Source organism: Aerosakkonema sp. BLCC-F183 (assembly GCF_041929145.1).
Taxonomy (GTDB): domain Bacteria; phylum Cyanobacteriota; class Cyanobacteriia; order Cyanobacteriales; family Aerosakkonemataceae; genus Aerosakkonema.
In genome coordinates this window covers 85,354-109,920 of sequence record NZ_JBHFNU010000075.1, presented here as the reverse complement: position 1 = coordinate 109,920, position 24,567 = coordinate 85,354, and the positions used below count along the sequence as shown (strand labels likewise).

The window sequence follows — 24,567 nt, the reverse complement described above, 5'->3', positions numbered from 1 at the left end:
TGACTTTTGACTTTTGACTCCCCCTAGCCCCTCTAAGCAAGAGGCAAACAGTTTCTCGCTTCTTGAGCTACCTGCTCTACCTCATCGTCAGTCATTGTTTCCAGAATCGCAAGAGCTTCTGGGCTACCTAAATGATTGAGGGCTTGGACAACTCGGTAGCGCAGTTGCCAATCTGGATAGGTGGTGAAAGTTGCCAATATAGGAACGGCACGTAAATCGCCCAATTCTCCAAGAGAACTGATGGCGGCGGTTTTGATCAGATCGATATTGGAATCGAGTGCTTCTTCTAGCAGCTCGAAGCCTCGCGGGTCGCCCATTTCTCCCAAAGCAGCAATAATGCTGACTTGGAGAAGCCATTCAGAAGAATTGTGGTAAGCTTGCCGCAAATCTTCAAAAGCTTCTTCTAACTTGAGCGCCCCCAGAGCATCTGCGGCTGCGGCTTGCACGTCTACTTCCGAGTCGTGCTGAAGGCGATCGCGCAAAATTTCCAAGGCTTTGTGGAGGTCTAGCTTGCCCAGCGTATCCATGAGGCTGACTGCACCATATCGAACGCGGGCGTTGCTGTCTTGAATAGCTGGTTGAACCAGCTTGAAAGCGATCGCAGGTTCCAACTGACGCAGCTGGTTAACGCCTCGCAAGCGATCGCTCAGTTCGTCCGAACTTAACAACTTTTGAACAGACTCAGGAGTAATGGTCATTTTTTCGTCGTCACTTCTGGGTGAAAAGAATTGCAAATTTTAGAAGAGCAGATTGCAAATTTAATTCTTCGAGATTTCAAAGAAATAAATTTGATTTGACCATTCGCCTCGTTTCCACGGCTGAGCCTGGAAACGCCATTAGTCTTGAGTGGCTGCCATTTCTCGAATGATATCGCCACGGGTGACAATGCCGACGACATGACCGCCATCATCGATCACCGGCAAACGGCGAATATTGCGTTCGTGCATCAATTGTGCCGCTTCACGTAACGATTTATGGGGATGGACCGTCACCAGCGGATCGCTGGTCATCAATTCCCCAACCGTTTGCCCCAAGGCTTTGTGGAGGTCTCGATCGTACTTGGCGGGATTTTCTAAGTAAATAACGCTGTCGAGAATCATGATGTAAGCGGGAGGGGTAACCCCTGTTTCCTGCCACATCAAGTCGCTTTCGGAGATAACGCCCACTAATTTGCCATTTCCATCCACCACTGGCATACCGCTGATCCGGCGTTCTGCCAAAATCTTGATAGCCTCTTTGAGAGGAGTTTCTGGCCGCACTGAAATCGGATCGCGGCTCATCACATCGGCAACTGTTTTGGGCATGATCTACTGCTATAGCTAGGGGCTAGGAACTAGGGGTTAGGCGCTAGAGGAAGAAGGGTCTAGAAATCTTGAGTTTGGTGAAATTAAGTACGTCCTAACTGACACCTCATCGGTTGTTATATTTCTGACTGATTCCCTAGCTTCACTATTGTAGAAAATCGTGGCGATCCAAAGGTTAGCGTTTATGGATTGTTTAATATTCGTGATTGGGTAATTGACAACCGGCGACTGACAACTGACTATTGGCTAAATTCCGTTTCGCAGTATGCTTGCAGCAGACGGATGCAGTTGGCGATCGCTCCTAAGTGAGCAATCTCGTAGCCGTGGGTGTTTTGGGTGGGGAAACTCAAACAAGCCGCACGCGCTACGTGACCGAATTTCATGGCAATTGAGGCATCGGAACCAAAACCGCTCAGTGTTGCCAGTTGTAAGGGAATATCCAGTCGTTTTGCCACGCTTCGGATCTCCCCGTTCAGGTTTTCGTCGTAAATGCCGTAGCCATCTTGGGAAAGCAGTACCGGCGCTTCCCCATCTTCAAGAGGATATTCGCTCGACAAAGGACAGATTTCCAGGGCGATCAATGCTTCTAGCCGCTGATTTTGCGTAAAGTAGAGAGCGCCGATCGCACCCACTTCTTCTTTTGCCGAAGCTACCAGATAAGTATCCACAGGCGGCTGCTTTAAGGTTTCTGCCAGACCCAACAAAATAGCTACCGAAGCTTTGTTATCCAGGGTGTAACTGGCAATGTAATCCTTGAGTCGGATCGGTCGCTTGCGATGTTTGCCTACGACTGCGCGAGTTCCCGGTCGAATCCCGGCTGCTTCCAGTTCCGCTGTGCTGCATTTGGTTTCCACCCAGGCATCTTCCCAGCGTAGCGGTTTATCTTCCTGCTGGGCTTTTTGAGGCGATTCGTGGGAGACGTGACGCGATCCGAATGATAAGATGCCGCTGATAATTTGGTGATCTCCCAACAGATCGATGACGCCTTCACCGTAAACCCAAGGAAATGCACCGCCGAGTTTTCGTACTTGTACTCGTCCAAATGGCTCGATGCTCTTGACAATTGCGCCAATTTCGTCTTTATGGGCGGTGATGGCGATACTGCGGCTGGAATCTTGACCGGGAATGAGAGCGATCGCATTTCCCGCTGCATCCAGCCATGCTTTCACTCCCAGAGCCTTGAATCGATCGAGCAACAGGCGATCGATTTCCCCTTCTGCGCCACTGGGAGAATGGTGCAGCACTAATTCCTCAATTGTATCGAACAGTCGATCGTAATTTAATAAAGACATTTGCAAGTATTTGGTGTTTTTGAGATTTTGCTGTTTCTAGTGAGTTCCATCAGAGAGCGAAATTATAACAATAGCTTATATTTTTACTGTACGGGATCGGACAGACAAACGATTTCGTACCTATCGTCTAACTCGATCGTAACGAGCATAATTGCTATTGACAAATTTTGTCTCCTACAAACTCAAAATTCTCCTACTCCTTAGTTACCAATTCCTTTGCAGATATGCCCTCATTTTGAGTGCCAAAATACCAAAGCGCCGCCGCCGCTTCAGCGCGAGTCACAGATTTTTTTGGCTGAAATAGGGTAGTATAACCAAAAACTCGCCGAATAATAGAAGTATCTCCATTTTGGAAATCTGTGAGGATCGATCGCAACGCCTTCGGGTCAATTTTCGCTACATCTTGAAAACCCCAAGTTTGCTTCACTGAATCAATAGTTGCAGCCGACACCAAGCGAGTATCCAAAGGTACTTTCCACATGAGTAACTGTTCCCGCGTTAAAGCTGCACCCGGACGAAACAACACCGCTGTGCTATCTCCAGAAAGCGGACTGGGAATAATTCCCGCTTCAGCTAATCCTTGAATAGCGGCAAAGTCGGGGTCTGTTTTCGGCACATCTTGAAAAGCAGGTTGAGACGCATCTGTTGCCAAACGGATTTGCTTCGCCGGATTGTTAGCATTCATTTTATTACTGGTAGCAATTAGCCAACGCGCAAACTCGCGATGACTGATGGCTTTGTTCGGCTCAAATTTGGTGTTTGCCGCCGATTGATTTTGTTTCGAGTTAGGGGGATTGAGGGTCAGTACTCCCAATTGCGCTACATCTGTGACGTAGGAACGCAATTCTTTGGGTGCATTATTTAAGTCAGAAAAAACAATAACATTATTAGTAGTATTGGTGGCAGTTTCCGCTTGGGAAGTTGCGGTTGGTTGCGCGGAAGGTGTTGGTGTTGGAGAAGCAGAACTTGTGGCTTCTGGTTGCGGTGCAGTTGCGGTAGTATCGCCACTTGGTTGCTGGGCTGTATCGCTGCTAACGCGCTCGTATTGTATGGTAAATTCTGTGGCGGCTGCTGAATTTTGATTAGCAGCAGGTTGATTGGTGCTGCTCGTATTTGTCGTGCTAGAAATTGGCTGGATGGAAACCGTAACTTTCAAGTCATTTCGCTTCGCTTCAAACGTACCGCCAGCATCATCCGTAGGCTGACTGAGTAATTGCCAGTTATTTTCCTGAAACTGCTTTTGATAGAAGTTCTGAACTAAGTTAACGGGGTCGCCGCTAGTCCAGCGAGTCAGGGTCGCCTGTTCTGCTGGAGTTGTAGAGTTAGGTAACTTGACTTCCTGTAATTGCGCTAGGGGATATTTGTTAATTTCCGATGGGAAGTCAGATGGTAAATTTACCGTTGGTGATGTTTGGACGTTGCGATCGCTTCCCGACTGTCCCACTGTAACCGGGTTTTCTTGCAGTTTGGGATCTGCCGCCAAAGACTGCTCCAAGTTCCTCGCAGCTGGACTGTTGGCGCAGGCAGTCAGGGAAGTCAGCAACAAAGCCGTCAGATTTATTAATATAGCAGGGCGTCTGGAAGGAAACACAGTCTAGCTAGGGAAATCGTTTTCAACCCTACCCTAGCGCAGTTTGGCGATCGCTGACGATCGCGAATGAATCCCCAACTATTATCTCGAATTTAGTTGGGGTGCGTGGAATGCGATTAGAGAACCTGACTGCGCCGTGCAGTTGTGCAAGTAGCGCAGCTACATCCCAATTGGTCTAGAATAGGATTTCCCTGCTGCACATTCAAAGTGGGCAATCGATCGCTCAGGCTCACCTGTGCAGTCTGTGCGGAGATGGCGGAGTTTGCGATCGGAGTTCCTATTTCAGCAGCATTTGCGGGATTCCCCATCAGCAGCAAAGCACCCAATAAACCAGAGGAAACAAGCAAAGTTAAAGTAGCTTTGTTCATGAAACCAACTCCACTTTTCTGGAAAGGTAAATTTAGTTAATTCTAACCTTAGCAAATCCTTAAGTGCATCTTTGAGGAATTTGATGGTAGCGATCGCGTCCATTAGTTTTTCTGCTCTCACCCATCCTACAAACTGGCTGTTAAAGCTGTTTTTCGATCGCATCGCACGCCACACCAACCCCATTTTCGGCTTGAATAATCCGTCCTATTTCTGCTGCTTTAGCTGCATAATGGGGATTTTCCCACAATTCACCTAAGTTTTTGGCTACTCGTGCTGCTGAATACTGCTTGCGGGAAATAGTTCGGGAAGTTCCCAAGCGTTCCACTCTTGCTGCATTGTCTGGCTGGTCGTGGCTGTAGGGCATCACCAGCGTGGGACGACCCGCCCGTAATGCTTGGGCGGTTGTACCAATGCCGCCTTGATGTACGATCGCACAAGCACGCGAAAAAATTTGCGAGTAAGGTGTATAACCTACAGCAATGATGTCTTGAGAAAGATTCTCTGGAGGTGCATTCTTACCAATCAACAAAACTGCACGACGGTTTAGCAGCTTTGCAGCTTGAATGCTTTCTTGATAAAAGCTACCAGGAGTCATAACTGCGGCTGAACCAAGGGTAAAAACGATCGGTGCTTCGCCTGCATCTAAAAATTGTTTGAGTTCTGGTGTGAGTTTCGTTTTTTCCTCGCTACCATCATAGAATGTAAATCCTGTAATAACAGTATTTTTTGGCCAATCAAGTTGAGGTTTTGCGAATGCTGACGAGAACATCGCCAACACAAGGTAGGGAGAATATTTATCATCAATGAAAGGACTGCCAATTAGGGGAGGCAAACCGAGTTCGCGTCGCAGTTGATGAATCGGTTCTGCCCAAGATTTAGAAATTACTCTTGATAATTGAATTATACCTTGGCTGAAAATAGATCCAAGCTTGCGAAACTTAGCTAAAGATGGAAACACAGGGATTACTGACGGGTCATAAACAGATAGAAATGAAGCGGGTTGCAAGACAGCAAACGCCCACCGCATCCCTAATTTTTCCGCCACCAATCGCGCCGCCACAACTCCTTCACCCGCAACAATAAAGTCTGCATCTTTGGCAACGTTCATCAAATCTGTATAAGTTTCCCGTAAATTCGCACAAACCCAATTTTTGATGACATATTCCGTCCCCGTTTTCAAATCCATCATCTGCGCCATTTCTTGCGGATCGCTTAAAGCCTTGTTGTCAGGGCGCATTCGATGAAACTCAAATCCCAAAGCTTCAATTTTGCCTTGATATTCCCGATGAGTTGCAAACACTATATCGTGACCGCGTTTTCGTAATTCCAGTGCGATCGCAATTTTCGGATGCAGATCGCCAAAAGAACCAATGGTAGTTAAAACAATACGACTCACGGTTTTGGCTGACTATGGAGAATAAATAACGTTGATTATTTTATCATTTTCATGGTTGATGGGTGTGGTGCGATCGCACATAAAATTTATCTTAATTAACTTGACAGCTTAATGCTATAATGTTGTTGGCTGGATCGCACACCGCGATCTTAATGGTAATAAAGATTTATTCATTTAGATAATTCATCTAGGCAACAATGAATAAGCAAAGATTAAAAACTAATAATCCTACCTACCAAAGTGAGGATTTATGAATGTTAAGTTAGTTGAATCTTTAGTGCAGTTAATCGAGTCTCTGGATATAGAAGAATATGCTTTATTGCAAGATAAATTACAAAATAGAATGATTCAAAAAACAGCAGGAGTCTGTGGAGGTCATGCCTGCATCCGTCAGACGAGAATACCAGTCTGGACTGTAATTTCTTTGCAACTGCAAGGAGCAGATTATCAAGAAATTATCCGAAATTTTCCCAGCTTAACGATACCTGATTTGAGCGCAGTACAGGCTTACTATGAAAACAATAAATCAGAAATCGATCGAGCTATTGCTTCTCACCAAGATGATGCTGATATAGAAATCAATGATTAGATTTTACTCAAATGAAAATTTCCCTTTGGATATGGTGCAAGCTTTACGCGATTTCGGCTATGATGTGCTGACATCTTATGAGTCTGGACGAGCCAATCAAAGGATTCCAGATGATGAAGTTTTAGCTTTTGCCAAGAGTGAACAGCGAATTGTAATTACCCTAAATCGGGATGATTTTATTGCCTTGCATCGACCAACGAGAGGCGATTGATACAGCCTTGGCGCAGTTGGCGTTGGCGGCGATGGAACAGAAAGATGAGGTTTCGCGGTTACGGTTGCGGGAAAGTTGGGTATTGAAGGTTTTGGGAAGTCGCCCGATTTTTCAGGCGGTTATGGGGGTGAAGTAGTTGAATCAACTATATTTCTAACGAGATAATTGTTCTGAACGCATTCACTAAGTAATTTTGCTATTAATAGATCGTCAGCCTCATGGAAAATACCACAATGAGGTAAGTTCTTTTCTCTATAAAAAATTTCTGATGATATTTTTTCTAAAATATATTCTTTGGATTTCTGTATATTAATAATAGCAAAAGACCCATTATATTTTAACCTAAAACCGTTTTGTTCCATATAGGCTTTAACTTCTCTAATGTTTTCTAATTCAGTTGTTTTGCCAAAAAAGTCAAGCCAATAGACAGACAAATCTTTTTCATCTCTTTCTCTTCGTCTTTCAAAAGCCGAACTCTTTGGTATTTCATTCTCCAAAGTTGAAGGTTTACAATAGCGCGTAACATCACCAGTTTGTATCTCTGTCATTGTTATGTTTATTGTTTATATTTTTTTGTGTATTTTTATGTTAAAACCGTTAAGTAGATCGATTAAATCTAGAGCATACATCGAACCTTTCAAAATAATTCGTTGATTTATATGAGAACTTGGCTTAAAAATAACGTAGTCTACGAAGTAATCTTTTTTGAATCGCAGGGTTATTGAATTGTTCCTATCTCTCTCCCATTCTAAATAAAAAATGCCACTTTCACTTACCGTTAAGCTACTGGCTTTAGAAATACTTCCAATTGCTTCAAGAAATAAAAACATCGTTTTAAGCGACTCTAAAGAAACATCATAGTCTTCTTCTGAATCGCATAATTCTTTTAATTCACTAATACGATTGAAAAAATAATCATCATTCAACTTAATAGCATCAATACCATATTTCAGTATTTCTTCAAAGGTCGATAATTTATCTATTTCATCTCTTTTACTTAATTTATTTTTGGTTATTTTGAGATTTTGCGATTTGGGTTCTGTATAAACAAATGGAAAATCTTTTCGTTCAAGAGAAGGCGAAATTGTACCTACTGGATACCCTTTGAAATCAATAGGGTTTTTATTTTCGTCAACATCAGAAAATTTATTATATTTTTCACGGGTTATTGTCAGCATCTTGTTCTTCCATTAATTTTTCAATTTCATCTGAATCCGGTATTGTCTGATTTGTTTGAGTTTCAAATCTTCTCAAAGCCTCACTTAGAGAGTTTACAAGTGATTTAGCTGTAATGTGAGATGCGTTAAGTATTGCTTCTTCTTTTCCATTGCGTCTTAATAATATGAAAATATCATGCTTAGAAACTCCAATACCAAACTCGTTAAAATAGATACTGTGTAATTGACCAGATTTGATGATCTCTGTTATAGTTTGTTTTTTATCGTCTTTTTCTGAATCCATTACCTTATCTCTTAGTGTGATTGTAGATTTTCTAAGTTGGGTTGAGGGAATGCAACTGAATATCGGCTCATTTGCTAATTATGGCATAGCGACACCCCAATCGTCAACCTCGCCCAACTCCTGTGCATCGACGGTAGCAAATTCGATAACCGCGATAACCCCGCCATCGATATCTACCTGCAACTCGTCAAAAAACACGACTGTCCCAAATCCACAGAAGGCACACCCCGCACCCTCACCGAACTCAAAATCTACTCTTCACTCCTAGACTGGGAAAAACACCCCATCCTCATTTTCTACGAAGAAGCAAAACCCCAAGGTTTTAGCCAAACTTTTCTCGATGCTCTCACTCGCAACGATCCAGGTTGTCTTGTGCAACCAAATCCTAGAGGAAATTAATCTGGTAACTCAAAGAACGAAACTCCAAAAATATTTTCCGGACTGGCTTAAATTCGCCTACAACCTCCCATTGGAATGAGAGCAAATCGAATAGTTTATCCGGCGTTAGTTTGGACAGATGAATTGAATAAATTCAACTCACAGCGAGAAGCTCATTCAGCTTATTTTTTAAGTCTGGGGATGCCATTAATGGATTATAGATTTCCCCCTCGTAGGGTTGCCAAACATAACTAGAACTAAAGGTTCGGAAAAGTGGTAATATTTCTAGCATAAGAGTAAGTTCTTTGGCTAAAACTACTGTCTGTACTTGTTAAGTTCCGTTACCGCTTCGCCTCTGAAGTATAAAACCCCAAATACATCAAAAATCCCAAATCCCTGCTCTTTGATTTGGTAGGAAATGGGTTGACCGCTCACGACTAAACGCGCCCAATGCTCACAGTTCCAGCCCTGAACTCCATAGTTCCACTTGTTATGAAAAGCTGAAACAGAGGCAATTATATTTTCAAATATTTCATCCTTGAGCAAATATGAAACTTGAACCGCATCTCTGAACTCATAACCAAGACAATGTATTACAAGACAACCTTTATAATAAAGTTTTGAAGTCTCCCTCGGCCCCCAAGAAATGGCTGAAGTATCTGATAGTGCGACACCATAATGCCAAACGCCATCAAATCGTTGTACCAACGTTCCTGAACGCTTTGATAAAGGATTCCAACATTGCCGTATTTTCTCGATTAGCTCACCATCGTTATCTATGTCTTTTTGCAAATTCATAGTATTTTTCAAAACCCATCACATGAATTTATTTTTCTATCTTACTACTACTCCAAGGCGATCTCGGAAAACATCTTAGCACCACTCGTCAAAAAACATCACTGACCCCCTCCCCGCACCCTCACGGAACTCAAAATTTACTCTTCACTCCTAGACTGGGAAAAACACCCCATCCCACCATTCCCACATTCTCACCCCAAGATACGCACCTGATTCAAACTATTATGAATTGGCTACAACGCACTGTTTTAGAAGCGTAATATCAACCCATATGAGGAAATTTTAGATAACAGGCAATTCATGGGTCATAAGCCTCACTACGATGGGCGATCGCTACAACAAACACCCGAACTACTTCATCTTCTATTGAATAGATGACTCTATAATCTCCAATTCTATACCGATATAACCCCGCCAAATCTCCCTTGAGCGCTTTAATATTGGAGTGCGATCGAGGATTTTGCTCTAACTGCTGCAAACATCGAGCAATTTTCTTAGCTAGGGCTTTTTCAGCATTAGCATAAACGTTTTGAGCATCGGGATGAAGCAAAACTTCATACATCAGATCGAATGTTTCTCCAGTTTGTGTAATCGGTTTTAGGAGTAGCTTGATTTTGTTTAATTCGTTCTAACAACCCTGGAATTGCCAAAAGTTCCTGAGTTGCTGCTTCACTTTCAACATTAACTAGGTAAGCAGCAAAATCAGCAAGCACCTGTAATTTCTGTGGCGATAGTTGCTTGAGTAATTCATTAAGCTGACATTCTAATTCTGTGACAGATATCACTACTGCCGACGATCGATCTGAGCTTGGGGAATTGTCTGTAGTATTCATACCTGTTTTTGACCTTTATAGAAAATCTTTATTCTTCCCAAATTGTCCCTAATTGCATTCCCATATTATAGGATAAAACGTTAACACTAGCTCCTGTATCCAGTAAACCCATAACCTCAACCGATCGATTTTGATAAGTTAGTGTTAAAGGCAAATACGGAACGTCAGCTAAAACACCAAACTCATCTCGTTTAGGTTGAAAAGGATATCGCTTACTATTTAACATTTTGAATTGGCTGTTTTTCAGTTTCTAGTAACTGCATTAATTGTTCTGCTGCACCATTAGATGTATGCACTGCACTCCATATTTCTGCTGCTTCATTTCCTAATACAATTCCTTCTTCTTTCGCCAATTCAGCCGTTAAAAACTGTATGATTTGCAACTTTTCAGAACGGGATAACTGTCGCAGTTGGGCTAATAATTCGGGATTTGACATAAAACAAACTAGAATTCATTTGTCCATTTTACCACTATCCACAGACTTCAGTCAAACTTTTCTCGATTCTCTCTCTCGCTTCGACGCTACAATTTGCGTTATCACTGACTCTCCTCATCCCACTATTCCCACTTTCTCACCTCAAGACCCGCACCTAATCAAAACTATTAAGAATTGGGTAAAACGCACTATTTTAGAAGATTGATGCTATAATTAAGCTACAATATCTACAAAGCATAGTCTTAATTCAAAATGACTCAAACTGAGGTTAAAAATGAATATATCGTTAAGTTCAGAAATTGAGAAGTTTATTGAAAGTCAAGTAGAAAGCGGTAAGTATCCTTCTGCTGAAGAAGTCATCGTGGCGGGTATCAGGCTGTTAGAAGAACGAGAACGCATTTACAAAGGGCGGTTTGAGGAATTGAAAAGGGAAATTATGCTTGGCGTTGAAGCTTCAGAACGAGGTGAGGTTATTGATGGGGAAACGGTTTTTTTCCAACTGCAACAGAAACTACAACAACGTCGCGATCAAGCTGGTTTATGACTAATATTTGTCGTTTTACGTCTCCCGCCAGCAGAGATATTGAAACCATTATCGATTTGATTGCTGACAATAGTGGTTTTGATGCGGCAGAGCGCTTCCTGAAAAAAGTCAATCAAAAGTGTAAGAATTTAGCAATTTTTCCAAATATGGGGCGTCGGCGTGATGAACTTCTTGAGGAGTTGCGGAGTTTTCCAGTTGATGATTACCTGATTTTTTATCGTCCAATTGAAGGGGGAATTGAGATTTTAAGGGTAATCAGTGGTTATCGGGATTTGTCAGGACTTTTTGAAGAACCTTTTGAGGAGTGATAAATTTGTTCAAGGCTTAAATTTTTTTGTCTAATTTTGACCATTCAGGAAAATCTTCAAAAGCAGAAGATTCAAAAACAATTCTTCTGCTCATTATAAATCCTCTAAGTTAACTTCTACTAAATTTTGCCGATCTTTAACATTTTTAATCGCTTTAAGAAGTCGATTTTTGTTGACTGTTGATTTTAAAAGGTATTCAGTTTCATCAAATTGTGAAACAATGATTTCAATTTCTTTATCTCCAAAAGTTGCTTTAATTTCTTCTAAAAAATTACTATCTAGTTCGCTGGCTTTCAACCGATAAACTGTTGACATAGTTTTTATCTATTTTCGATTCTGATAATTATAGCGTTATCTTAGCACCTTTCATCAATAAACACCACGACCCCCAAACATTTCGCGGAATTTGCTCTACCTGCTTTCCTTTAAAGCCTTTTACATTCCCAAAAAAGTCCAGGCCCGACCGTCAAAATTTGCTCAGTTGGCATGAATAATTCCCAATAAGCAAGCCCAGAATCATCTTGCAAATCTGGCTCTAAAATAAGTTTATAATCACCCTCAAACAATAGAGTCAGACTAATATTACGGGCATTAATTACAAAATTAATCAATTCTTTGTTTTCCAATTGCTGCAAAACTTTCTTGACAGCATCTATTTCTACCTCATCTATTTCTGCATCTATATTTACTGGCAACGCAGAAGTTAAAATTAGATCGCCTTGCTTGAAAACCCAAGGTGTTGCCCTTGTGCCAAATTGCCAACTACCTTTGCGTAGATGTGCTAATTTTGGATGAGTATAGGCAGACATCTCACCGAAATCTAGCCGTAATTCATCCCCATAACTAAATGTAACCTGATGACAAATTTCTCCGATAATCGGTTTAGTAATGACTGAAATAATTTGCTCGATATCTGGCTTGTGATTAGCAATAGATGTCTGAGTTGCCATTTAAATACCCTCTAAAAATTCTTGAGCTTTTTGGCGGAGTTCTTCATAAGTAAAATCGCCTCTACTGTTTAAAGTTCCACCATAACCATTTTTCTTTTCTTCCTCAAGGAATAAACCAAAAGCAATCCTTAATTCGCCTCCCATATTAAACTCTCTAGCGATCGCATCAACTTGTTTAAGATCCCGTTTTCTGCCCATCAATACATAGAAACCAGAATTATTCACAATTTAGCATATATAATACATAAATTACCCCTACACCGATCGTGTCCATTACGCCGCTACTCATCCAACTCAGATGCTAATTCCCGCCTAGCTGCCATATATTCAGATTTACCGGCAAATCGTTTGAGGATCTCCCCTGGAGATCCAAATTGCTTGAAAGGTTAATTTTAGCGCAGAAATGTTATGGCTTGTGCGATTGCCTTACACAGAAACCCGGTTTCTATATCACCCGCCGCCCAAGCAATACAATTGTAAATAATTAAGCTAAAATATCGACAAACCCCAATCCTCACGAAAAATGGCTAAAACTATTGATATCACAGGACTTACTCCCGAACAAATTGAGCAGATTTATGCGATGATAGAGACATTTAGAAGTATCAATAAACATCAGAACCCATTAACAGAAGAACAACGCTCAGAATTCGATCCAACTCCGTTATTTTTTGAAAGTGAAATTCTCCAACCATTTAATCGCAGTACGCTTTATGGTAACAGAACCTAAAATTGTGATGCCGTGTCCATACATAATAATTGCCTCCAAAAAACGGTTTTCTTAGTCCAAAATGTGAGGCGATTAGCTGTTCAAAAAAGGTATAATAACTTCTGCAAATTTATCTGCATATTCTTCATGCAATCCCAAGGAACCTGGTAAGAGGCGAGATTGCACTCCCGGTAATTGGGATAGTGATTCCATTTCTGCTTTTGATTTGGGTGGACTTTGTTCGCCGATTGCTACCATTACTGGGATGGACAAATCTTTAAACCAAGCGAGAAATTCGGAGCGATTTTGAACTGGATCTAATGCGCCTGTGACAAAAGCGGCAGATGCAAATCGCGCATCCTGTTGTTGGGTGGTTTGCCATTTTTGTTGGATGAAATTGTCGGTGAGGATATCTCCTTTGGCAAAAACGTGACCCCGATACATGAAGTTAAGAAATGGCGGTATTGTGTTGAGTGCGTAAAGCATTTCTCCTAAGATGGGCGATCGCACTATCTCTCTGAGTATGTTAGACTGTTCCTCGTTTAACCCCATTGTTGGCAATGGCCCGCGCCAAGTGGGGGCTGCTAAAACAATGTGCGAAAAAATGTCTGGTTGCGTTTTTGCCAGTTTCATCGCATAACCGGCAGCATGACCGGCTGCTACAACAGCGGCTGGCGTATTAATGACATTTTTGACAAAATCTTCTATAAATTGATGATATACACTCGGTCGGTAATCTAGCGGTGGTCGAGATGATTGACCGAATCCCGGCCAATCTACCGCTACAACTTGAAACTGGGAAGCGAGGGATTTTGCCAGTTCGCCCATTTCCCCGCGTGTGGAAACGCTGCTCAATGCCGGTAGCAGCAAGACAGTTTTTCCTTCTCCAAGGATATCGTAGGCGATCGACAACTGCTGTCCTTGCCAATACCATTCATATTGCTGGCGCGTACCGCCAATAGTTTCAAGTGTTAATTGGCTCATATTTTTAGGGGCTAGGGGTTAGAAAGTCAAAAGTCAAAAGTCAAAAGTCAAAACAAAAAAAGCGCGTGGCTCTTGCGGATTTATGGGGAAAAATGTTCGTGAATGTTACAGTTGAGTGAGATGGTGGGTTACGGCACGGGAACTAAATTATCGATCGAAAGTGCTGAAATTATCGCCCGTGCCTAACCCACCCTACGATTGGATAAGTTTATATTATCACTACAAAAACTATATGGCAGAGAAGTGATAATTATTCTTAGTATACATTATTGGATGCTTCGTTCTAAATTTAGATATTTTTCTAAATCGAGAATTTGCGGATTGGGAAATTGTTTGACGACGCGCCACAGGACGGTATAACTGCCATCCGATCGACGATACACCGGTCGAAAAGCAATGAGGAGATCGGCGCTGGGCGTTTTCAGCAACGAGTCGAGGATGCGGCGCTGTCTGTTGGTAATCGGATCGCCACTGACAAGAACTTCCGGTAACTGGAATTGCACAGTCCGTACTAAATAAGTATGATTTAGCACTGCTGGCGCTTGGGCGAATATCGGTTCGGATAAGCCAAAATTCTGTTCCTTACCAGTAATAAATCGTCTGCGGTCTATTTGCAATGAAGCTAACTTATTTGGCGGTCGATAATTGAGGAAAAATTGGCGCGTGTTCGTTGCAACTGCGCTCAACCCTGAATCGATATTTTCAAGCGGGATATCGCCAATATCGACGAGAAATCCATAGTTGATTTCTTGCGGAAATATTTGGAAATTATCATCGGCAATTTGAATTTCCAGTTGCGGAACGAAGGGAGGATTATCTGTAATTATTCGACTTGGTTCGCTTGCTTCTCTTCCCAACTTTAATAAGACAGGAAACGGAAAATTTTCTGCGTTTGTAGGTAGCAGTCTATTGCGTAAATTATTTGAGTCTTGGTTATAAAATTCGGCGGTGAGAATGCGAGCTATACCAGTGTTAGGCAAAGCGAGAAACTGCGTGTATTGTGACAATTCTGCTCTGAATAAACCATAAGGGTTCTCTCCATTAATTGAACTCACTTCATCAGAAACTGTAAATGGAGTTCCTCTCGGAAAAGTTTTTCGCGCTTGGTCTAAAAATGCTTTGGCTGCTAACAAAGGCGCAGTTGCTTGCAAGGGGGGTACGATCGCAGGTGGAATAGGCACTTCGTAGTTAGCGATCGCTTGCTTGGGAACTCTGCCAACCCCTAAAATCAGATTGGATTCTTCTTCTGTCATTGGCGATGCTTCGACTGTATCGGATCTGCGATCGAGTCCAGTCACACGGCGATCGAGTAATGGCCGCAGCGAATCCAGTTTCTGTGTGGAAGAATAGAGAAGACAGTAAACCCGTACCTGTGACGCACTCAAAGATCCTACGGCTGGCAGATCTTCAAAACTTTCTGTAGCAGTTGGCGCACAAAGAACATTGGGAAATTGGTAGTAGTTTTTGAGTAAGCGATCGACAGATGATGTGTGCAGGAAAAGTTGACCTCGGACAGCTTTTACTCGATCGGGATCTGGACTGAGGAGCGCTCTTTCAATTCTCGATATCAAATATATTTGTTCCTGCACCAGTTCTTGCGCTGGTGGCCAAAAATCCGGCTGTTCGCTGGGAGGGAAAACAGTAGATGGATCTTCCACCGCCAAGACTTTGAGCGGTTGCGATAACAAACCTAGTATCAACAGTAGTGAGAAGTGATGGCGCATTTTGATTGTGTTTTCGATCGACCCGTTTATAGCGTATCGTAAAAGTGAGTTTTAGGGAATTTTTTTACAGCATCCGGCTTGTGAAAGAAGAAAGCTTCCGAACGCAGATAGGTTTTGAGTTTAGTTTGGCAGTTTGTTTGCAAAAAGCGGGTCTAGAGGGTTTAGGGTGGAAAATGTTTGTATATGTTACAGATAGGTAGGATGGTGGGTTACGGCACGGTAACTTAATTATTGCTTGAAAGTGTTGAAATTATCGCCCGTGCCTAACCCACCCTACGATTATATAAGTCTTTATTATCGGCACAACAACGGGAAAGCCATATGTTTCTTTTGATAGATAAGAAATATCCTATGTGACTGCAAAATAACATCCAGCGATTGATGCACAAACCTGTGAAAACTCGCCAATCTAGGAATGAATAAATATGCCTTGTCAGTAGAGGAAAGAGTCATGGCGCTTAGTCCTTATCAACGAGCTTTTGGTGTTTTTGCTAATCCTCAAGACATCCGCAACGCTCTCAACGAACTGGAAGCAGCTGGATTCCCGATGGGTCAAATTTCCGCGATCGCAAAAGATCCGGAACGACAAACTGTGGAAATCCGCGAAGTCAGTGGAAACAAAGCACAGGAAGGAACTACCATAGGTGCGATCGCAGGTGCTACAGTTGGGGGTAGCGTTGGTTTGGCTGTGGGACTGGCGACAGCTGCCGCACTGCCGGGAATTGGCCCAGTAGTATTGTTTGGCGCGGCAGCGACAGCTCTGGCTACTACTTTAACGGGTGGTATCATGGGTGCAACCGCAGGCAGCTTAATTGGCGCGTTGGTAGGTTGGGGAATGCCCGAAGAACAAGCTACAGTTTATCGCGATCGCATCTATCAAGGCGATTACCTCATCATGATAGAAGGTTCTGAGGCAGATATCCGCCAAGTAGAAGCCGTTTTCAGCCGCTGGAACGTACAGGAATTCAGGATTTACGACCTCGCACCGGGCTAGAAAAGTCAAAAGTCAAAAGTCAAAAGTCAAAAAGAAGAATAAAAAGAAAAGGGAAAAAAATTAATTCTGCTTGGTCGCCCCTCTGCCCTCATGCTTCGCCCTGCCAAGGTCTACATAGAAATTCACCCTATGTCGCTTTTGTCAACCTCTTTTACTGGACTGGCGATCGACGCCCGACGCCTTTCTTTCTTTTGACTTTTGACTTTTGACTTTTGACTTTCTAGTCCCTAATCCTTTCCTCTAAAATAAAGTCAGTTCATCAACGATCGTCATCAGCTATGCCCAGCTTAATTGCGGATGCCAAAAACTTGCTCTCTGACTTGATCGGAAGATATCGATCGCAAGTAGATTATTTGGCGATTCGATTGGAAGAAGCAGAAGGGACTGATATATTACTGCGTGCGGATAAGATTGAAACACTTTCCCAAGGTATCTCAATTGGTGGGCAGGTAAGAGCTTGTTACAAGGGAGGTTGGGGTTTTGCTAGCTTCAACCAACTTTCCACATTGAAAGAACGAGTAGAAGAAGCGATCGCAGCTGCTCGTATAGTGGGAGATGAAGAAACTATCCTCGCTCCGATCGATCCAGTTCGAGATATCTTCGAGCTACCTTTAACCGGTACCGATCCGCGCCACATCCAATTATCCGATAAAAAGGCATTGTGCGATCGCTACACCCACATTCTTCGCAGCTTGGATAAGCGAATCACCACCACTTCAGTACGCTACAGCGACAGCGCCCAGCGAATTTTACTTGCCACCTCGGAAGATACAATGCTAGACCAATCTTGGGTGGATATGGAAATGCGTTTTGCCGCTACAGCTCGCGATGGCGAAACCGTGCAAACCGGACGGGAAACTACAGGTTCTCGCAAAGCTTACGAAGATCTTACCAATCTCGATGACCAAGTTCGCAGTGCCGCACAACGCGCTGTAGACGCCCTCGCCCTACCTTCCGTCAAAGGTAACACTTACACCGTAGTGATCGACCCGATTCTCAGCGGTTTGTTTGTCCACGAAGCTTTCGGTCACCTTTCCGAAGCTGATATGGCATACGAAAACCCAGATTTGCTGGAAGTGATGACATTAGGACGGCGATTTGGGCCAAAAGAATTGCAAATTTTTGATGGTGCTGCACCTCCCGGTCATCGCGGCAGCTATTTCTACGATGATGAAGGAACGCCGGCGACAACTACCCAGCTGATAAAAGATGGGGTTTTGGTGGGAAGACTGCACTCTCGCGAGACAGCTGGCAAATTGGAAGAAGAACCTACGGGAAATGCTCGCTGTCTCAACTATCATTATCCGCCGATCGTGCGGATGACGAATACTTGGATTGAGCGCGGCAATACGCCAGTCAAGGATTTATTTAAGGATATCAAAGAAGGCGTTTATGCTCGCAACTGGTTGGGTGGGATGACGAATGGCGAAATGTTCACCTTTAGCGCCGGGGAAGCGTGGATGATTCGCAACGGCGAAATTGCCGAACCTGTCCGCGATGTGACGCTTTCCGGCAATGTGTTTACAACTTTAGCCGATATTGAAGCGATCGGCGATGATTTCTATTGGGATGAATCCGGCGGGTGCGGTAAAGGCGGACAAAGCGGTTTGCCAGTCGGTTGCGGTGGCCCTTCTTTGCGAATTCGCAATGTCGTCGTTGGCGGCGAAGCAGCGTAATAAAAGAATTGCAAATTTCAGATTGCAGATTGTAAATTGCCAATAAGCATAAAAAACTATTGTTTAATTTGAAATCTGCAATCTAAAATCTTTTAAGGCTGCATCAACCTGTTTTAATAAAGCTTCTAACGTCGAAGAGTTATTCAAAATTACATCGGCTTTGTTGCACTTTTCCTGAAGTGGCATTTGACTGTTAATTCTGGCTTTAGCTTGTGCTAAAGTTAATCCATCTCTTTCTATCAATCTATTTAATTGTTGTTGTTCGTCAACAAAAACTACCCAAATTTCTGTGACTAAATCTGTCATATTCGCTTCAAATAACAAAGGTATAACTAACACCGCTGTGGAATTTAAAGGTAATTTATCGATCGCATCGACAAAACGATCGCGCACATAGGGGTGTATTTGTTGCTCTAACCAATATTTTTCTTGAGGATTGTTGAAAATAATATTGCCCAACTGTTGACGATTCAACGCACCTGAAGCTGCGAGAATATCCGCGCCGTAACGTTCTGCTATATTGTTAAGAATTGACGAACCCGGTTGGACAGCTTCTCGTGCGTAGAGATCTGCATCAAAAATCGGCAATTTGTAGCTATTGGCGAGATAATTTGAAACAGTAGTTTTGCCTGTGCCAATGCCACCAGTTAAACCGATAAGGCGATGATTGTTAATAGCCATTAGTGAATTATAATTTGTGGGTCATTATTAACCATTAGTAATATTTTAGCTCGAATTACTTGATAATGATTAAAGTTAAAACCTTAAATTATTTCTGAGTAAACCTTCTGCGGCTTTGCTGTCCACAGGCTTAGAAATGAAATAGCCTTGGGCGTATTCGCATTGCAGCGATCTGAGTTGCGCCAGTTGGTCGGTGGTTTCCACACCTTCGGCGATCGCATCCATTTCCAAACTATGCGCCAAGGTGAGGATCGTCCGCACAATTTCCAAACTTTCGCTATCAACAGTCATTTGAGAGATAAAAGAGCGGTCTATTTTTAAAGTATCGATCGGCATCTGATGGAGACGCGCTAAAGATGAGTAGCCCGTGCCAAAGTCATCTATGGAAAGCTGAATTCCCAAAGCTTTCAACTGTTCTAACATCGCCCTTTCGGAAGTAACGTTTCCTAACAAACCGGTTTCCGTAATTTCAAGTTTCAAACTGTGGGGATTAATGCCAGTTTCCCACAATATTTGGTTGATTTGATCGATTACTCCTATTGTCGATAACTGCACAGCAGACAAATTTACACTTATAGTTAAAAGTATGCCATCGCCAAATTCCTTCTGCCAAATAGCCATTTGGCGGCAAGCTTCGCGCAATACCCAGCGATCGATCGCACCGATCGAACCGGTTTCTTCCGCCAGCGGAATAAACTGGTCTGGAGAAACAAAACCTCGTGTCGGATGCTGCCAGCGGACTAGCGCCTCAAAGCCACTAATTCTGCCGCTTTTGAGAGATACGATCGGCTGATAATAAACCCGCAATTCCGAGCGTTCGATTGCCCGCCGCAAGTCTGTTTCTAACTGCAATTTCTCCACAGCACCGATGTGCCATCTTGGTTCAAAAAGGGCGTAGCCTGCGAACCCAAGTTTTTTGCACTGGTGCATTGCTGTATCGGCGGCACGTAAGAAGTCAGTTGCCAAATCGTAATCGATCGTACTAAAAGCAATCCCAATGCTGGCAGTAACAAATACCTCTTGTCCATCAAAATTAAACGGTAATTGCAATTCCTGGGAAATGCGATCGGCTACACGGGTGGCGTCGCTGGGTTTTTCCAGATCTGCAAGAATTATGGCAAATTCGTCTAATCCTACTTGTGCCACAAAAAATTTGAGATTTTGGCTCGTGACCAGACGACTGTCTGGAAATGCGGATTTGGGATTATTGGCATTATTTGGTTGCTGGTGAATTTGTCTAAATTCGATATTCTTGTCACCTCCTGACAAGCCAAAATTTAAAATAGAAAATCCAAAATTGCTCAGGCAATTTTTTAAGCGATGAGCGGTCGCGACAAGCAGCCGATCGGCAATCTCGTGTCCCAAACTGTATTTAACGATCTGGAAGCGATCGAGATCGAGCAACATCACAGCAAATAAACCTGTTTCCCCGCATTTGCTTTGTTCGATCTTCTGTCGGAGTCGCTCTAAAAACAAAGTTCGGTTAGGCAAGCCAGTCAGGGGATCGTAAAAAGCATAGCACCACAGCAAATCCTCAGCCTGCTTGCGATCGGTAATATCGGTAAGCGTACCGACATAGCCAAGCACTTCTCCATTTTCCCCAGTCTCCACGACAGCCTGACCGAATACCCAAGTAGTCAAGCCGTTAGGACTTTTAAAACGATATTCCGATTCAAATCGGAAATGATCTCTAGTAGCCCGATCCCATTCACTTAAAACGCGCTCCCGATCTTCAGGATGCAACCCTTGCATCCAGCTTACTCCCAGAGAATCTTCTACCGTCAAACCCGTAATTTGACACCAACGCTCGTTGACGTACAAACACTCTCCCCTGATATCCGTGCGAAATATCCCCACCGGAGATACTTTTGCCAGGGTATAATATCGGCGCTCGCTTTCTCGCAAAGCATCTTCTGCTCGTTTGCGCTCGGTGATATCGTTTGCCAATATTAATTGAGCGTGTCTGCCAAAAAAGATCAATTCGTGCGCGGCGATCTCCACATACATGATAGTGCCATCCTTTTTGCGATTCCTCCACAGACTCCTGGGATTAATATCGGAATTCTGCTGAGATCTTGTTTCTTCTAATAAGCGAGAGATATCTTCTGGAGGGTGAATATCTCTAATTGTCATCGCTAAAAATTCATCGCGAGAATACCCATAGTGCTGAATAGCCGCATCATTAACATCTAAAAATCTGAGTGTCTCAAAGTCATACACCCACATGGGATGGGGGTTACTTTGAAACAAATTGCGGTAGCGCTTTTCTGACCCTCGCAGTTCTAACTCTGCTAGTTTGCGCTCGGTGATATCTTGAACCATTGCCAAACTACCGATGACCGTTCCATCTGCTTTCAGGGGTAAAATATACCACTCGCAGATGATAGTGCGTCCATCTTTGGTAATGTTGTGGTCGATTTTGGCAATTGAGGAGTCGGTCTTGAGAATTGGAGATCGATCGTCGGTCATCGATTGAATGCTTTCCCACTCACCAGTTACCAGATCGTGCAGACGCTTGCCCAAAACTTCTTCTTTTGTAAAAGAAAAGATTTTTTCTGCGGCGGGATTCCAATCGATTACGCCAAATTCAACATCTAGCTCAATACATCCGATCGGCATAGTATCAATTTGCAGCTGAAGGCGTTCTTGTAGTTGTTTGGTTTGTTCGTAAAGCTGGGCGTTGAGAATTGCGATCGTGCAGCGTTCGGCGGTGATTTCCAGCAAGTGCAGTTCCCGATCGCTAAAAGGATGGACGCTCAACCAATCTAAATGCAGAACGCCGATCGTGTTGTTGTGGCGTTGCAGGGGAACGCCCAGCATCGTGCGAATACCAAGCTGTTTGAGGGGTTGGCCGATCGCGATCCGATCGCTCTGTGCGTCTTCAATGTAAAGCAGTTTCTGAGTTGCGGCAATTGTACCTGCAAAGCCTTGTCCGATCGGGACGCTAAAGTGAGAACGATCTTCCGCATCAATCCCAATGCTGGCACGGACGCGCAGGCGATCGTTTTCTTTCAAAAGGATCGCACCCATATCCGCTTGCACTACGCTGGCAATTCGCAACAGCAGCACTTCTAGCAATTCATCCAGATTCAAAGAGCCGATCGCATTGGCAGTTACTGTCGTGAGAGCGGTAAGGTCTTCTTTCTCCTGTTTGAGTTGCTCTAACAACTGCTCGCGCTCGTTCTCCAGACGCTTGCGATCGGTAATATCTCGCGCAATCCCGATCGAACCGATAATGTTGCTTTGGTAGTCGCGCAAGACATATTTGCTGGCCAGAAAGGTTCGCGTGATGTTGTTGGCAGTAACGATTTCCTCAACTATTTCCGTTTCACCGCTGGCCATAATTTTGCGGTCATTTTCGATGATTCGATCGGCAGTTTCCCGTGTAAAAAACTCGGTGTCGTCTCGCCCGATAATTTCTTCTAAAGGTTTTCCGATAATGCGGGCAGTTGTAGAGTTGGCTAGGACGTAGCGCCCCCAAACATCTTTGACAAATATCGCATCACTGCTTCCTTCTACTACTGCTTGCAAGAGGTTGTAGCTTTCTGCCAATGCCGATTCTACCTCCTGGCGATCGCTGATATCGTTGAGAGTGCCGCAAATGCCTGTGACGGTACCATCTGGAGCAAAAGTTAACTGCGCTTGCAGTTCGACATAGCGCAACTCGTCGTTTTTTGTCAGTAATCTTAGCTCGTAGCGACAATATTCTGTTTGCCGTCGGTTTAAGGATTGGAATTCCTCTGAGTGATGTTGGCGATCGTCAGGATGAACGAAGTCTAAACAATTTTTGCCGATGCTTTCTGCGATCGTATATCCTGTGATTTTTGTCCAAGCAGGATTGAGAAATGTCCACACGCCGATTGTATCTATCTGGAAAATTACTTCAGCGACGCTGTTAAAAACCGCTCGATATCTTTTCTCTCTTTCTTCAAGAGTGCGAAAAGTCGAGTCTCGTTCGCTGACAGAACGCTGTAAATATGCTGCCATCTCATCAAAAGCTAAGCCAAGTTGTTTGATTTCTCCTCCTGTCAATCGCCAACCAACGCGGGTATTGAAATCTCCATCTCCTAAACGTTTTGTTGCCAATAGCAGGGCTTTGATTTGACGTATAACAAACAACTCGCTGCCTATCCAAGCAGCAGTTAGCATTAAAGATGCACCTACTCCTAACCAGATTAAGTTGCGGATAAATGTTTGGTTAGCGTCGGCGAAAACTACTTTTTCAGGGATGCCAACGCTTACGTATAGAGAGCTTGGTATGGAACTTAGCAACGGATCGTTAGTGTTAGTTTCCAGGGGTGTAACGACATACAACCGAGATATGCCATCGACTCCCGGAGTATAAACAATGCCTTTGTTTGGTCGCGATCGAATGGTTTCGATGGTATGTGTTTCTGGGGCTTTACGCCCTACCCAGGTTTCTGGGTTGGGGTAGCGAGTTAAAATCGTACCTTTGCGATCGATAATAGTGAAAGACGCTCCTGGTGGCAGTTCGGCGCTGGGAGTCATTTGATTGAACCAGTTGAGATCCAGCGCTGCATAAATGACGGCTTTGACCTCACCGGCTCGATCGCGAACGGGATAGCCAAAGTGGATCGTCGCCTTGTTAGGGATATGACCGATTTGATATTCACCGATAGAGAAGTCGCGATCTTTAATGGCAAGCTGAAACCAGGTGCTAGAAGCTCGGTTAACCGAGTCTTTTGTAGAAATAGCGCTACAGCGAACTTTGCCGTGGCGATCGACTACTCCTATATTGGCGTAGTGTCGGTATTGTTGTTGCACAGCGGCGAAAAGAGCATGACACGCTGCATTGGAACTGGGTGTTTCTATCCCGACGCTTTGCACTTGCGGCAGTTGCGCCAACGTCGTTAGCACTTGGCGCGTCACCTCGATCGATTGCTCCTGAATTTTAGACGCAAGCTCAGTCAACTGCAACGCATCTTTCCGAGCTGCCGCTAATGCCTGTTGGCGTTCTTTCCAGTAAGTGTAAAGCGTTAGGCCGAATGTCGGAACTACGGCCAAGAATACCAACAAAATCAGGCGGAAACGCAAACTGGCAAATACCGATATCAACCAGGATTGCCTTGTGTGTTTGCTAGTGCTGAATTTTGTTTCTGAGCTTTGCATCCGCAAGTTTATTTGTCTATCCTTTCGGATTTTAATTTTTTTATTGTGTTTCTACTTACTCATCCACTAGGGATAATCTTAATATTTTAATTGGATTAAATAACCTTTGACAATCATATTCAATTTTTTATTCTTTTGATGACATTTATCAAATAAATTCACAATTTACGAGCGCTGGAAATATAGATCTGAGAGGTTTTGCAAAATC

General features: G+C 43.4%; 31 protein-coding genes. 10 read left to right on the top strand and 21 right to left on the bottom strand.

The features are described 5' to 3' along the window. Positions 1-32 precede the first annotated feature (32 nt). The 6 genes from nblB to ACE1CD_RS22840 all read right to left on the bottom strand — a co-directional run bounded on the left by nblB (position 33) and on the right by ACE1CD_RS22840 (position 5,952). Positions 33-698, bottom strand: a complete 666-nt coding sequence (gene nblB, locus ACE1CD_RS22865; protein WP_374826335.1) for a phycobilisome degradation protein NblB — start codon at positions 696-698, stop codon at positions 33-35. A 138-nt stretch (positions 699-836) separates the two neighbouring features. After that, positions 837-1,304 (bottom strand): CBS domain-containing protein, encoded by a 468-nt coding sequence (locus tag ACE1CD_RS22860; protein WP_374793255.1) that lies wholly within the window; start codon positions 1,302-1,304, stop codon positions 837-839. Between the two features lie 239 nt (positions 1,305-1,543). Further along, positions 1,544-2,596 (bottom strand): M42 family metallopeptidase, encoded by a 1,053-nt coding sequence (locus ACE1CD_RS22855; RefSeq protein ID WP_374826334.1) that lies wholly within the window; start codon positions 2,594-2,596, stop codon positions 1,544-1,546. Between the two features lie 193 nt (positions 2,597-2,789). Further along, entirely contained in the window at positions 2,790-4,187 is a 1,398-nt protein-coding gene (locus ACE1CD_RS22850; RefSeq protein WP_374826333.1) for an S-layer homology domain-containing protein, read from the bottom strand. 116 nt (positions 4,188-4,303) lie between these two features. After that, positions 4,304-4,555, bottom strand: coding sequence for a hypothetical protein (locus ACE1CD_RS22845; protein WP_374793261.1), 252 nt, complete (start codon positions 4,553-4,555; stop codon positions 4,304-4,306). Between the two features lie 140 nt (positions 4,556-4,695). Beyond that, positions 4,696-5,952: a glycosyltransferase gene (locus tag ACE1CD_RS22840; RefSeq protein WP_374826332.1), complete on the bottom strand. Its 1,257-nt coding sequence runs from the start codon at positions 5,950-5,952 to the stop codon at positions 4,696-4,698. A 250-nt stretch (positions 5,953-6,202) separates the two neighbouring features. Here ACE1CD_RS22840 and ACE1CD_RS22835 point away from each other — a divergent pair, with 250 nt between their 5' ends. The 3 genes from ACE1CD_RS22835 to ACE1CD_RS22825 are packed head-to-tail and all read left to right on the top strand — an operon-like array spanning position 6,203 to position 6,888. Continuing rightward, the gene (locus ACE1CD_RS22835; RefSeq protein ID WP_374826331.1) at positions 6,203-6,541 is read left to right on the top strand and encodes a DUF433 domain-containing protein; all 339 of its coding nucleotides are present in this window, start codon (positions 6,203-6,205) and stop codon (positions 6,539-6,541) included. Beyond that, positions 6,534-6,752 (top strand): DUF5615 family PIN-like protein, encoded by a 219-nt coding sequence (locus ACE1CD_RS22830; protein WP_374826330.1) that lies wholly within the window; start codon positions 6,534-6,536, stop codon positions 6,750-6,752. Before ACE1CD_RS22835 ends, ACE1CD_RS22830 begins: the two co-directional genes overlap by 8 nt. Next, positions 6,712-6,888 (top strand): hypothetical protein, encoded by a 177-nt coding sequence (locus ACE1CD_RS22825; protein WP_374826329.1) that lies wholly within the window; start codon positions 6,712-6,714, stop codon positions 6,886-6,888. The genes ACE1CD_RS22830 and ACE1CD_RS22825 overlap by 41 nt, the downstream gene beginning before the upstream one ends. Here ACE1CD_RS22825 and ACE1CD_RS22820 read toward each other — a convergent pair. Genes ACE1CD_RS22820 through ACE1CD_RS22810 form a run of 3 tightly spaced genes read right to left on the bottom strand, consistent with a single transcriptional unit; the run spans position 6,872 to position 8,213 of the window. Further along, the gene (locus ACE1CD_RS22820) at positions 6,872-7,300 is read right to left on the bottom strand and encodes a hypothetical protein (protein ID WP_374826328.1); all 429 of its coding nucleotides are present in this window, start codon (positions 7,298-7,300) and stop codon (positions 6,872-6,874) included. The genes ACE1CD_RS22825 and ACE1CD_RS22820 overlap by 17 nt on opposite strands. 15 nt (positions 7,301-7,315) lie before the next feature. Next, complete coding sequence (locus ACE1CD_RS22815) at positions 7,316-7,930, bottom strand: hypothetical protein (protein ID WP_374826327.1); 615 nt, start codon at positions 7,928-7,930, stop codon at positions 7,316-7,318. After that, the gene (locus tag ACE1CD_RS22810; protein ID WP_374826326.1) at positions 7,911-8,213 is read right to left on the bottom strand and encodes a hypothetical protein; all 303 of its coding nucleotides are present in this window, start codon (positions 8,211-8,213) and stop codon (positions 7,911-7,913) included. The genes ACE1CD_RS22815 and ACE1CD_RS22810 overlap by 20 nt, the downstream gene beginning before the upstream one ends. 99 nt (positions 8,214-8,312) lie before the next feature. Here ACE1CD_RS22810 and ACE1CD_RS22805 point away from each other — a divergent pair, with 99 nt between their 5' ends. Beyond that, positions 8,313-8,612 (top strand): hypothetical protein, encoded by a 300-nt coding sequence (locus ACE1CD_RS22805; protein ID WP_374826367.1) that lies wholly within the window; start codon positions 8,313-8,315, stop codon positions 8,610-8,612. A gap of 294 nt (positions 8,613-8,906) precedes the next feature. Here ACE1CD_RS22805 and ACE1CD_RS22800 read toward each other — a convergent pair whose 3' ends face one another. The 5 genes from ACE1CD_RS22800 to ACE1CD_RS22780 all read right to left on the bottom strand — a co-directional run bounded on the left by ACE1CD_RS22800 (position 8,907) and on the right by ACE1CD_RS22780 (position 10,659). Further along, a complete protein-coding gene (locus tag ACE1CD_RS22800) occupies positions 8,907-9,389 on the bottom strand; it encodes a hypothetical protein (protein ID WP_374826325.1) in 483 nt (160 codons plus the stop codon). A 298-nt stretch (positions 9,390-9,687) separates the two neighbouring features. Continuing rightward, positions 9,688-9,951: a type II toxin-antitoxin system RelE/ParE family toxin gene (locus ACE1CD_RS22795; RefSeq protein WP_374826324.1), complete on the bottom strand. Its 264-nt coding sequence runs from the start codon at positions 9,949-9,951 to the stop codon at positions 9,688-9,690. Then, a complete protein-coding gene (locus tag ACE1CD_RS22790) occupies positions 9,944-10,222 on the bottom strand; it encodes a hypothetical protein (protein ID WP_374793271.1) in 279 nt (92 codons plus the stop codon). The genes ACE1CD_RS22795 and ACE1CD_RS22790 overlap by 8 nt, the downstream gene beginning before the upstream one ends. Positions 10,223-10,250: 28 nt before the next feature. Then, positions 10,251-10,448 (bottom strand): hypothetical protein, encoded by a 198-nt coding sequence (locus ACE1CD_RS22785; protein ID WP_374793273.1) that lies wholly within the window; start codon positions 10,446-10,448, stop codon positions 10,251-10,253. Further along, the gene (locus ACE1CD_RS22780; RefSeq protein WP_374793274.1) at positions 10,438-10,659 is read right to left on the bottom strand and encodes a hypothetical protein; all 222 of its coding nucleotides are present in this window, start codon (positions 10,657-10,659) and stop codon (positions 10,438-10,440) included. Before ACE1CD_RS22780 ends, ACE1CD_RS22785 begins: the two co-directional genes overlap by 11 nt. A 19-nt stretch (positions 10,660-10,678) precedes the next feature. On the opposite strand from ACE1CD_RS22780, the gene ACE1CD_RS22775 reads away from it, so the two are divergent. The 3 genes from ACE1CD_RS22775 (at position 10,679) to ACE1CD_RS22765 (ending at position 11,511) form a co-directional block, all read left to right on the top strand. Beyond that, positions 10,679-10,864: a hypothetical protein gene (locus tag ACE1CD_RS22775; protein ID WP_374793276.1), complete on the top strand. Its 186-nt coding sequence runs from the start codon at positions 10,679-10,681 to the stop codon at positions 10,862-10,864. A 69-nt stretch (positions 10,865-10,933) separates the two neighbouring features. Further along, positions 10,934-11,203: a type II toxin-antitoxin system ParD family antitoxin gene (locus ACE1CD_RS22770; RefSeq protein WP_374826323.1), complete on the top strand. Its 270-nt coding sequence runs from the start codon at positions 10,934-10,936 to the stop codon at positions 11,201-11,203. Next, on the top strand, positions 11,200-11,511 hold the full coding sequence (locus tag ACE1CD_RS22765; RefSeq protein WP_374826322.1) for a type II toxin-antitoxin system RelE/ParE family toxin: 312 nt from the start codon (positions 11,200-11,202) through the stop codon (positions 11,509-11,511). Before ACE1CD_RS22770 ends, ACE1CD_RS22765 begins: the two co-directional genes overlap by 4 nt. A 93-nt stretch (positions 11,512-11,604) precedes the next feature. Here ACE1CD_RS22765 and ACE1CD_RS22760 read toward each other — a convergent pair whose 3' ends face one another. The 3 genes from ACE1CD_RS22760 to ACE1CD_RS22750 all read right to left on the bottom strand — a co-directional run bounded on the left by ACE1CD_RS22760 (position 11,605) and on the right by ACE1CD_RS22750 (position 12,686). Further along, the gene (locus ACE1CD_RS22760; protein ID WP_374826321.1) at positions 11,605-11,826 is read right to left on the bottom strand and encodes a hypothetical protein; all 222 of its coding nucleotides are present in this window, start codon (positions 11,824-11,826) and stop codon (positions 11,605-11,607) included. A 110-nt stretch (positions 11,827-11,936) separates the two neighbouring features. Continuing rightward, positions 11,937-12,461, bottom strand: coding sequence for a hypothetical protein (locus tag ACE1CD_RS22755; RefSeq protein ID WP_374826320.1), 525 nt, complete (start codon positions 12,459-12,461; stop codon positions 11,937-11,939). Further along, positions 12,462-12,686, bottom strand: coding sequence for a hypothetical protein (locus ACE1CD_RS22750; RefSeq protein ID WP_374826319.1), 225 nt, complete (start codon positions 12,684-12,686; stop codon positions 12,462-12,464). 298 nt (positions 12,687-12,984) lie between these two features. On the opposite strand from ACE1CD_RS22750, the gene ACE1CD_RS22745 reads away from it, so the two are divergent. Then, the gene (locus tag ACE1CD_RS22745) at positions 12,985-13,191 is read left to right on the top strand and encodes a hypothetical protein (protein ID WP_374793288.1); all 207 of its coding nucleotides are present in this window, start codon (positions 12,985-12,987) and stop codon (positions 13,189-13,191) included. Positions 13,192-13,263: 72 nt separating this feature from the next. Here the strand turns inward: ACE1CD_RS22745 and ACE1CD_RS22740 are convergent, their stop codons facing one another. Next, the gene (locus ACE1CD_RS22740) at positions 13,264-14,154 is read right to left on the bottom strand and encodes an alpha/beta fold hydrolase (RefSeq protein ID WP_374826318.1); all 891 of its coding nucleotides are present in this window, start codon (positions 14,152-14,154) and stop codon (positions 13,264-13,266) included. Between the two features lie 266 nt (positions 14,155-14,420). Then, positions 14,421-15,878 (bottom strand): hypothetical protein, encoded by a 1,458-nt coding sequence (locus ACE1CD_RS22735; RefSeq protein WP_374793292.1) that lies wholly within the window; start codon positions 15,876-15,878, stop codon positions 14,421-14,423. A 415-nt stretch (positions 15,879-16,293) separates the two neighbouring features. On the opposite strand from ACE1CD_RS22735, the gene ACE1CD_RS22730 reads away from it, so the two are divergent. Both ACE1CD_RS22730 and ACE1CD_RS22725 read left to right on the top strand, forming a co-directional pair. Continuing rightward, the gene (locus tag ACE1CD_RS22730) at positions 16,294-16,872 is read left to right on the top strand and encodes a hypothetical protein (protein ID WP_374826317.1); all 579 of its coding nucleotides are present in this window, start codon (positions 16,294-16,296) and stop codon (positions 16,870-16,872) included. Positions 16,873-17,150: 278 nt separating this feature from the next. Next, entirely contained in the window at positions 17,151-18,548 is a 1,398-nt protein-coding gene (locus ACE1CD_RS22725; RefSeq protein ID WP_374793295.1) for a TldD/PmbA family protein, read from the top strand. Positions 18,549-18,611: 63 nt separating this feature from the next. Here the strand turns inward: ACE1CD_RS22725 and coaE are convergent, their stop codons facing one another. Then, positions 18,612-19,229 (bottom strand): dephospho-CoA kinase, encoded by a 618-nt coding sequence (gene coaE, locus ACE1CD_RS22720; RefSeq protein ID WP_374826316.1) that lies wholly within the window; start codon positions 19,227-19,229, stop codon positions 18,612-18,614. Between the two features lie 75 nt (positions 19,230-19,304). Then, positions 19,305-24,359 carry a PAS domain S-box protein gene (locus ACE1CD_RS22715; RefSeq protein WP_374826315.1) on the bottom strand — a complete coding sequence of 1,685 codons (5,055 nt, stop codon included), beginning with the start codon at positions 24,357-24,359 and terminating at the stop codon, positions 19,305-19,307. Positions 24,360-24,567 lie beyond the last annotated feature (208 nt).

Excerpts from the sequence above, each read along its gene's own strand:
- ACE1CD_RS22855 (WP_374826334.1), bottom strand. The coding sequence starts at position 2,596 with ATGTCTTTATTAAATTACGATCGACTGTTCGATACAATTGAGGAATTA.
- ACE1CD_RS22815 (WP_374826327.1), bottom strand. The coding sequence starts at position 7,930 with ATGCTGACAATAACCCGTGAAAAATATAATAAATTTTCTGATGTTGAC.
- ACE1CD_RS22735 (WP_374793292.1), bottom strand. The coding sequence starts at position 15,878 with ATGCGCCATCACTTCTCACTACTGTTGATACTAGGTTTGTTATCGCAA.
- ACE1CD_RS22830 (WP_374826330.1), top strand. The coding sequence starts at position 6,534 with ATGATTAGATTTTACTCAAATGAAAATTTCCCTTTGGATATGGTGCAA.
- ACE1CD_RS22825 (WP_374826329.1), top strand. The coding sequence starts at position 6,712 with ATGATTTTATTGCCTTGCATCGACCAACGAGAGGCGATTGATACAGCC.
- ACE1CD_RS22740 (WP_374826318.1), bottom strand. The coding sequence starts at position 14,154 with ATGAGCCAATTAACACTTGAAACTATTGGCGGTACGCGCCAGCAATAT.
- ACE1CD_RS22845 (WP_374793261.1), bottom strand. The coding sequence starts at position 4,555 with ATGAACAAAGCTACTTTAACTTTGCTTGTTTCCTCTGGTTTATTGGGT.
- ACE1CD_RS22800 (WP_374826325.1), bottom strand. The coding sequence starts at position 9,389 with ATGAATTTGCAAAAAGACATAGATAACGATGGTGAGCTAATCGAGAAA.
- nblB (WP_374826335.1), bottom strand. The coding sequence starts at position 698 with ATGACCATTACTCCTGAGTCTGTTCAAAAGTTGTTAAGTTCGGACGAA.
- ACE1CD_RS22795 (WP_374826324.1), bottom strand. The coding sequence starts at position 9,951 with ATGTATGAAGTTTTGCTTCATCCCGATGCTCAAAACGTTTATGCTAAT.
- ACE1CD_RS22810 (WP_374826326.1), bottom strand. The coding sequence starts at position 8,213 with ATGGATTCAGAAAAAGACGATAAAAAACAAACTATAACAGAGATCATC.
- ACE1CD_RS22725 (WP_374793295.1), top strand. The coding sequence starts at position 17,151 with ATGCCCAGCTTAATTGCGGATGCCAAAAACTTGCTCTCTGACTTGATC.
- ACE1CD_RS22745 (WP_374793288.1), top strand. The coding sequence starts at position 12,985 with ATGGCTAAAACTATTGATATCACAGGACTTACTCCCGAACAAATTGAG.
- ACE1CD_RS22765 (WP_374826322.1), top strand. The coding sequence starts at position 11,200 with ATGACTAATATTTGTCGTTTTACGTCTCCCGCCAGCAGAGATATTGAA.
- ACE1CD_RS22820 (WP_374826328.1), bottom strand. The coding sequence starts at position 7,300 with ATGACAGAGATACAAACTGGTGATGTTACGCGCTATTGTAAACCTTCA.
- ACE1CD_RS22755 (WP_374826320.1), bottom strand. The coding sequence starts at position 12,461 with ATGGCAACTCAGACATCTATTGCTAATCACAAGCCAGATATCGAGCAA.
- ACE1CD_RS22760 (WP_374826321.1), bottom strand. The coding sequence starts at position 11,826 with ATGTCAACAGTTTATCGGTTGAAAGCCAGCGAACTAGATAGTAATTTT.
- ACE1CD_RS22860 (WP_374793255.1), bottom strand. The coding sequence starts at position 1,304 with ATGCCCAAAACAGTTGCCGATGTGATGAGCCGCGATCCGATTTCAGTG.
- ACE1CD_RS22790 (WP_374793271.1), bottom strand. The coding sequence starts at position 10,222 with ATGAATACTACAGACAATTCCCCAAGCTCAGATCGATCGTCGGCAGTA.
- ACE1CD_RS22715 (WP_374826315.1), bottom strand. The coding sequence starts at position 24,359 with ATGCAAAGCTCAGAAACAAAATTCAGCACTAGCAAACACACAAGGCAA.
- ACE1CD_RS22835 (WP_374826331.1), top strand. The coding sequence starts at position 6,203 with ATGAATGTTAAGTTAGTTGAATCTTTAGTGCAGTTAATCGAGTCTCTG.
- ACE1CD_RS22730 (WP_374826317.1), top strand. The coding sequence starts at position 16,294 with ATGAATAAATATGCCTTGTCAGTAGAGGAAAGAGTCATGGCGCTTAGT.
- coaE (WP_374826316.1), bottom strand. The coding sequence starts at position 19,229 with ATGGCTATTAACAATCATCGCCTTATCGGTTTAACTGGTGGCATTGGC.
- ACE1CD_RS22785 (WP_374793273.1), bottom strand. The coding sequence starts at position 10,448 with ATGTTAAATAGTAAGCGATATCCTTTTCAACCTAAACGAGATGAGTTT.
- ACE1CD_RS22770 (WP_374826323.1), top strand. The coding sequence starts at position 10,934 with ATGAATATATCGTTAAGTTCAGAAATTGAGAAGTTTATTGAAAGTCAA.
- ACE1CD_RS22780 (WP_374793274.1), bottom strand. The coding sequence starts at position 10,659 with ATGTCAAATCCCGAATTATTAGCCCAACTGCGACAGTTATCCCGTTCT.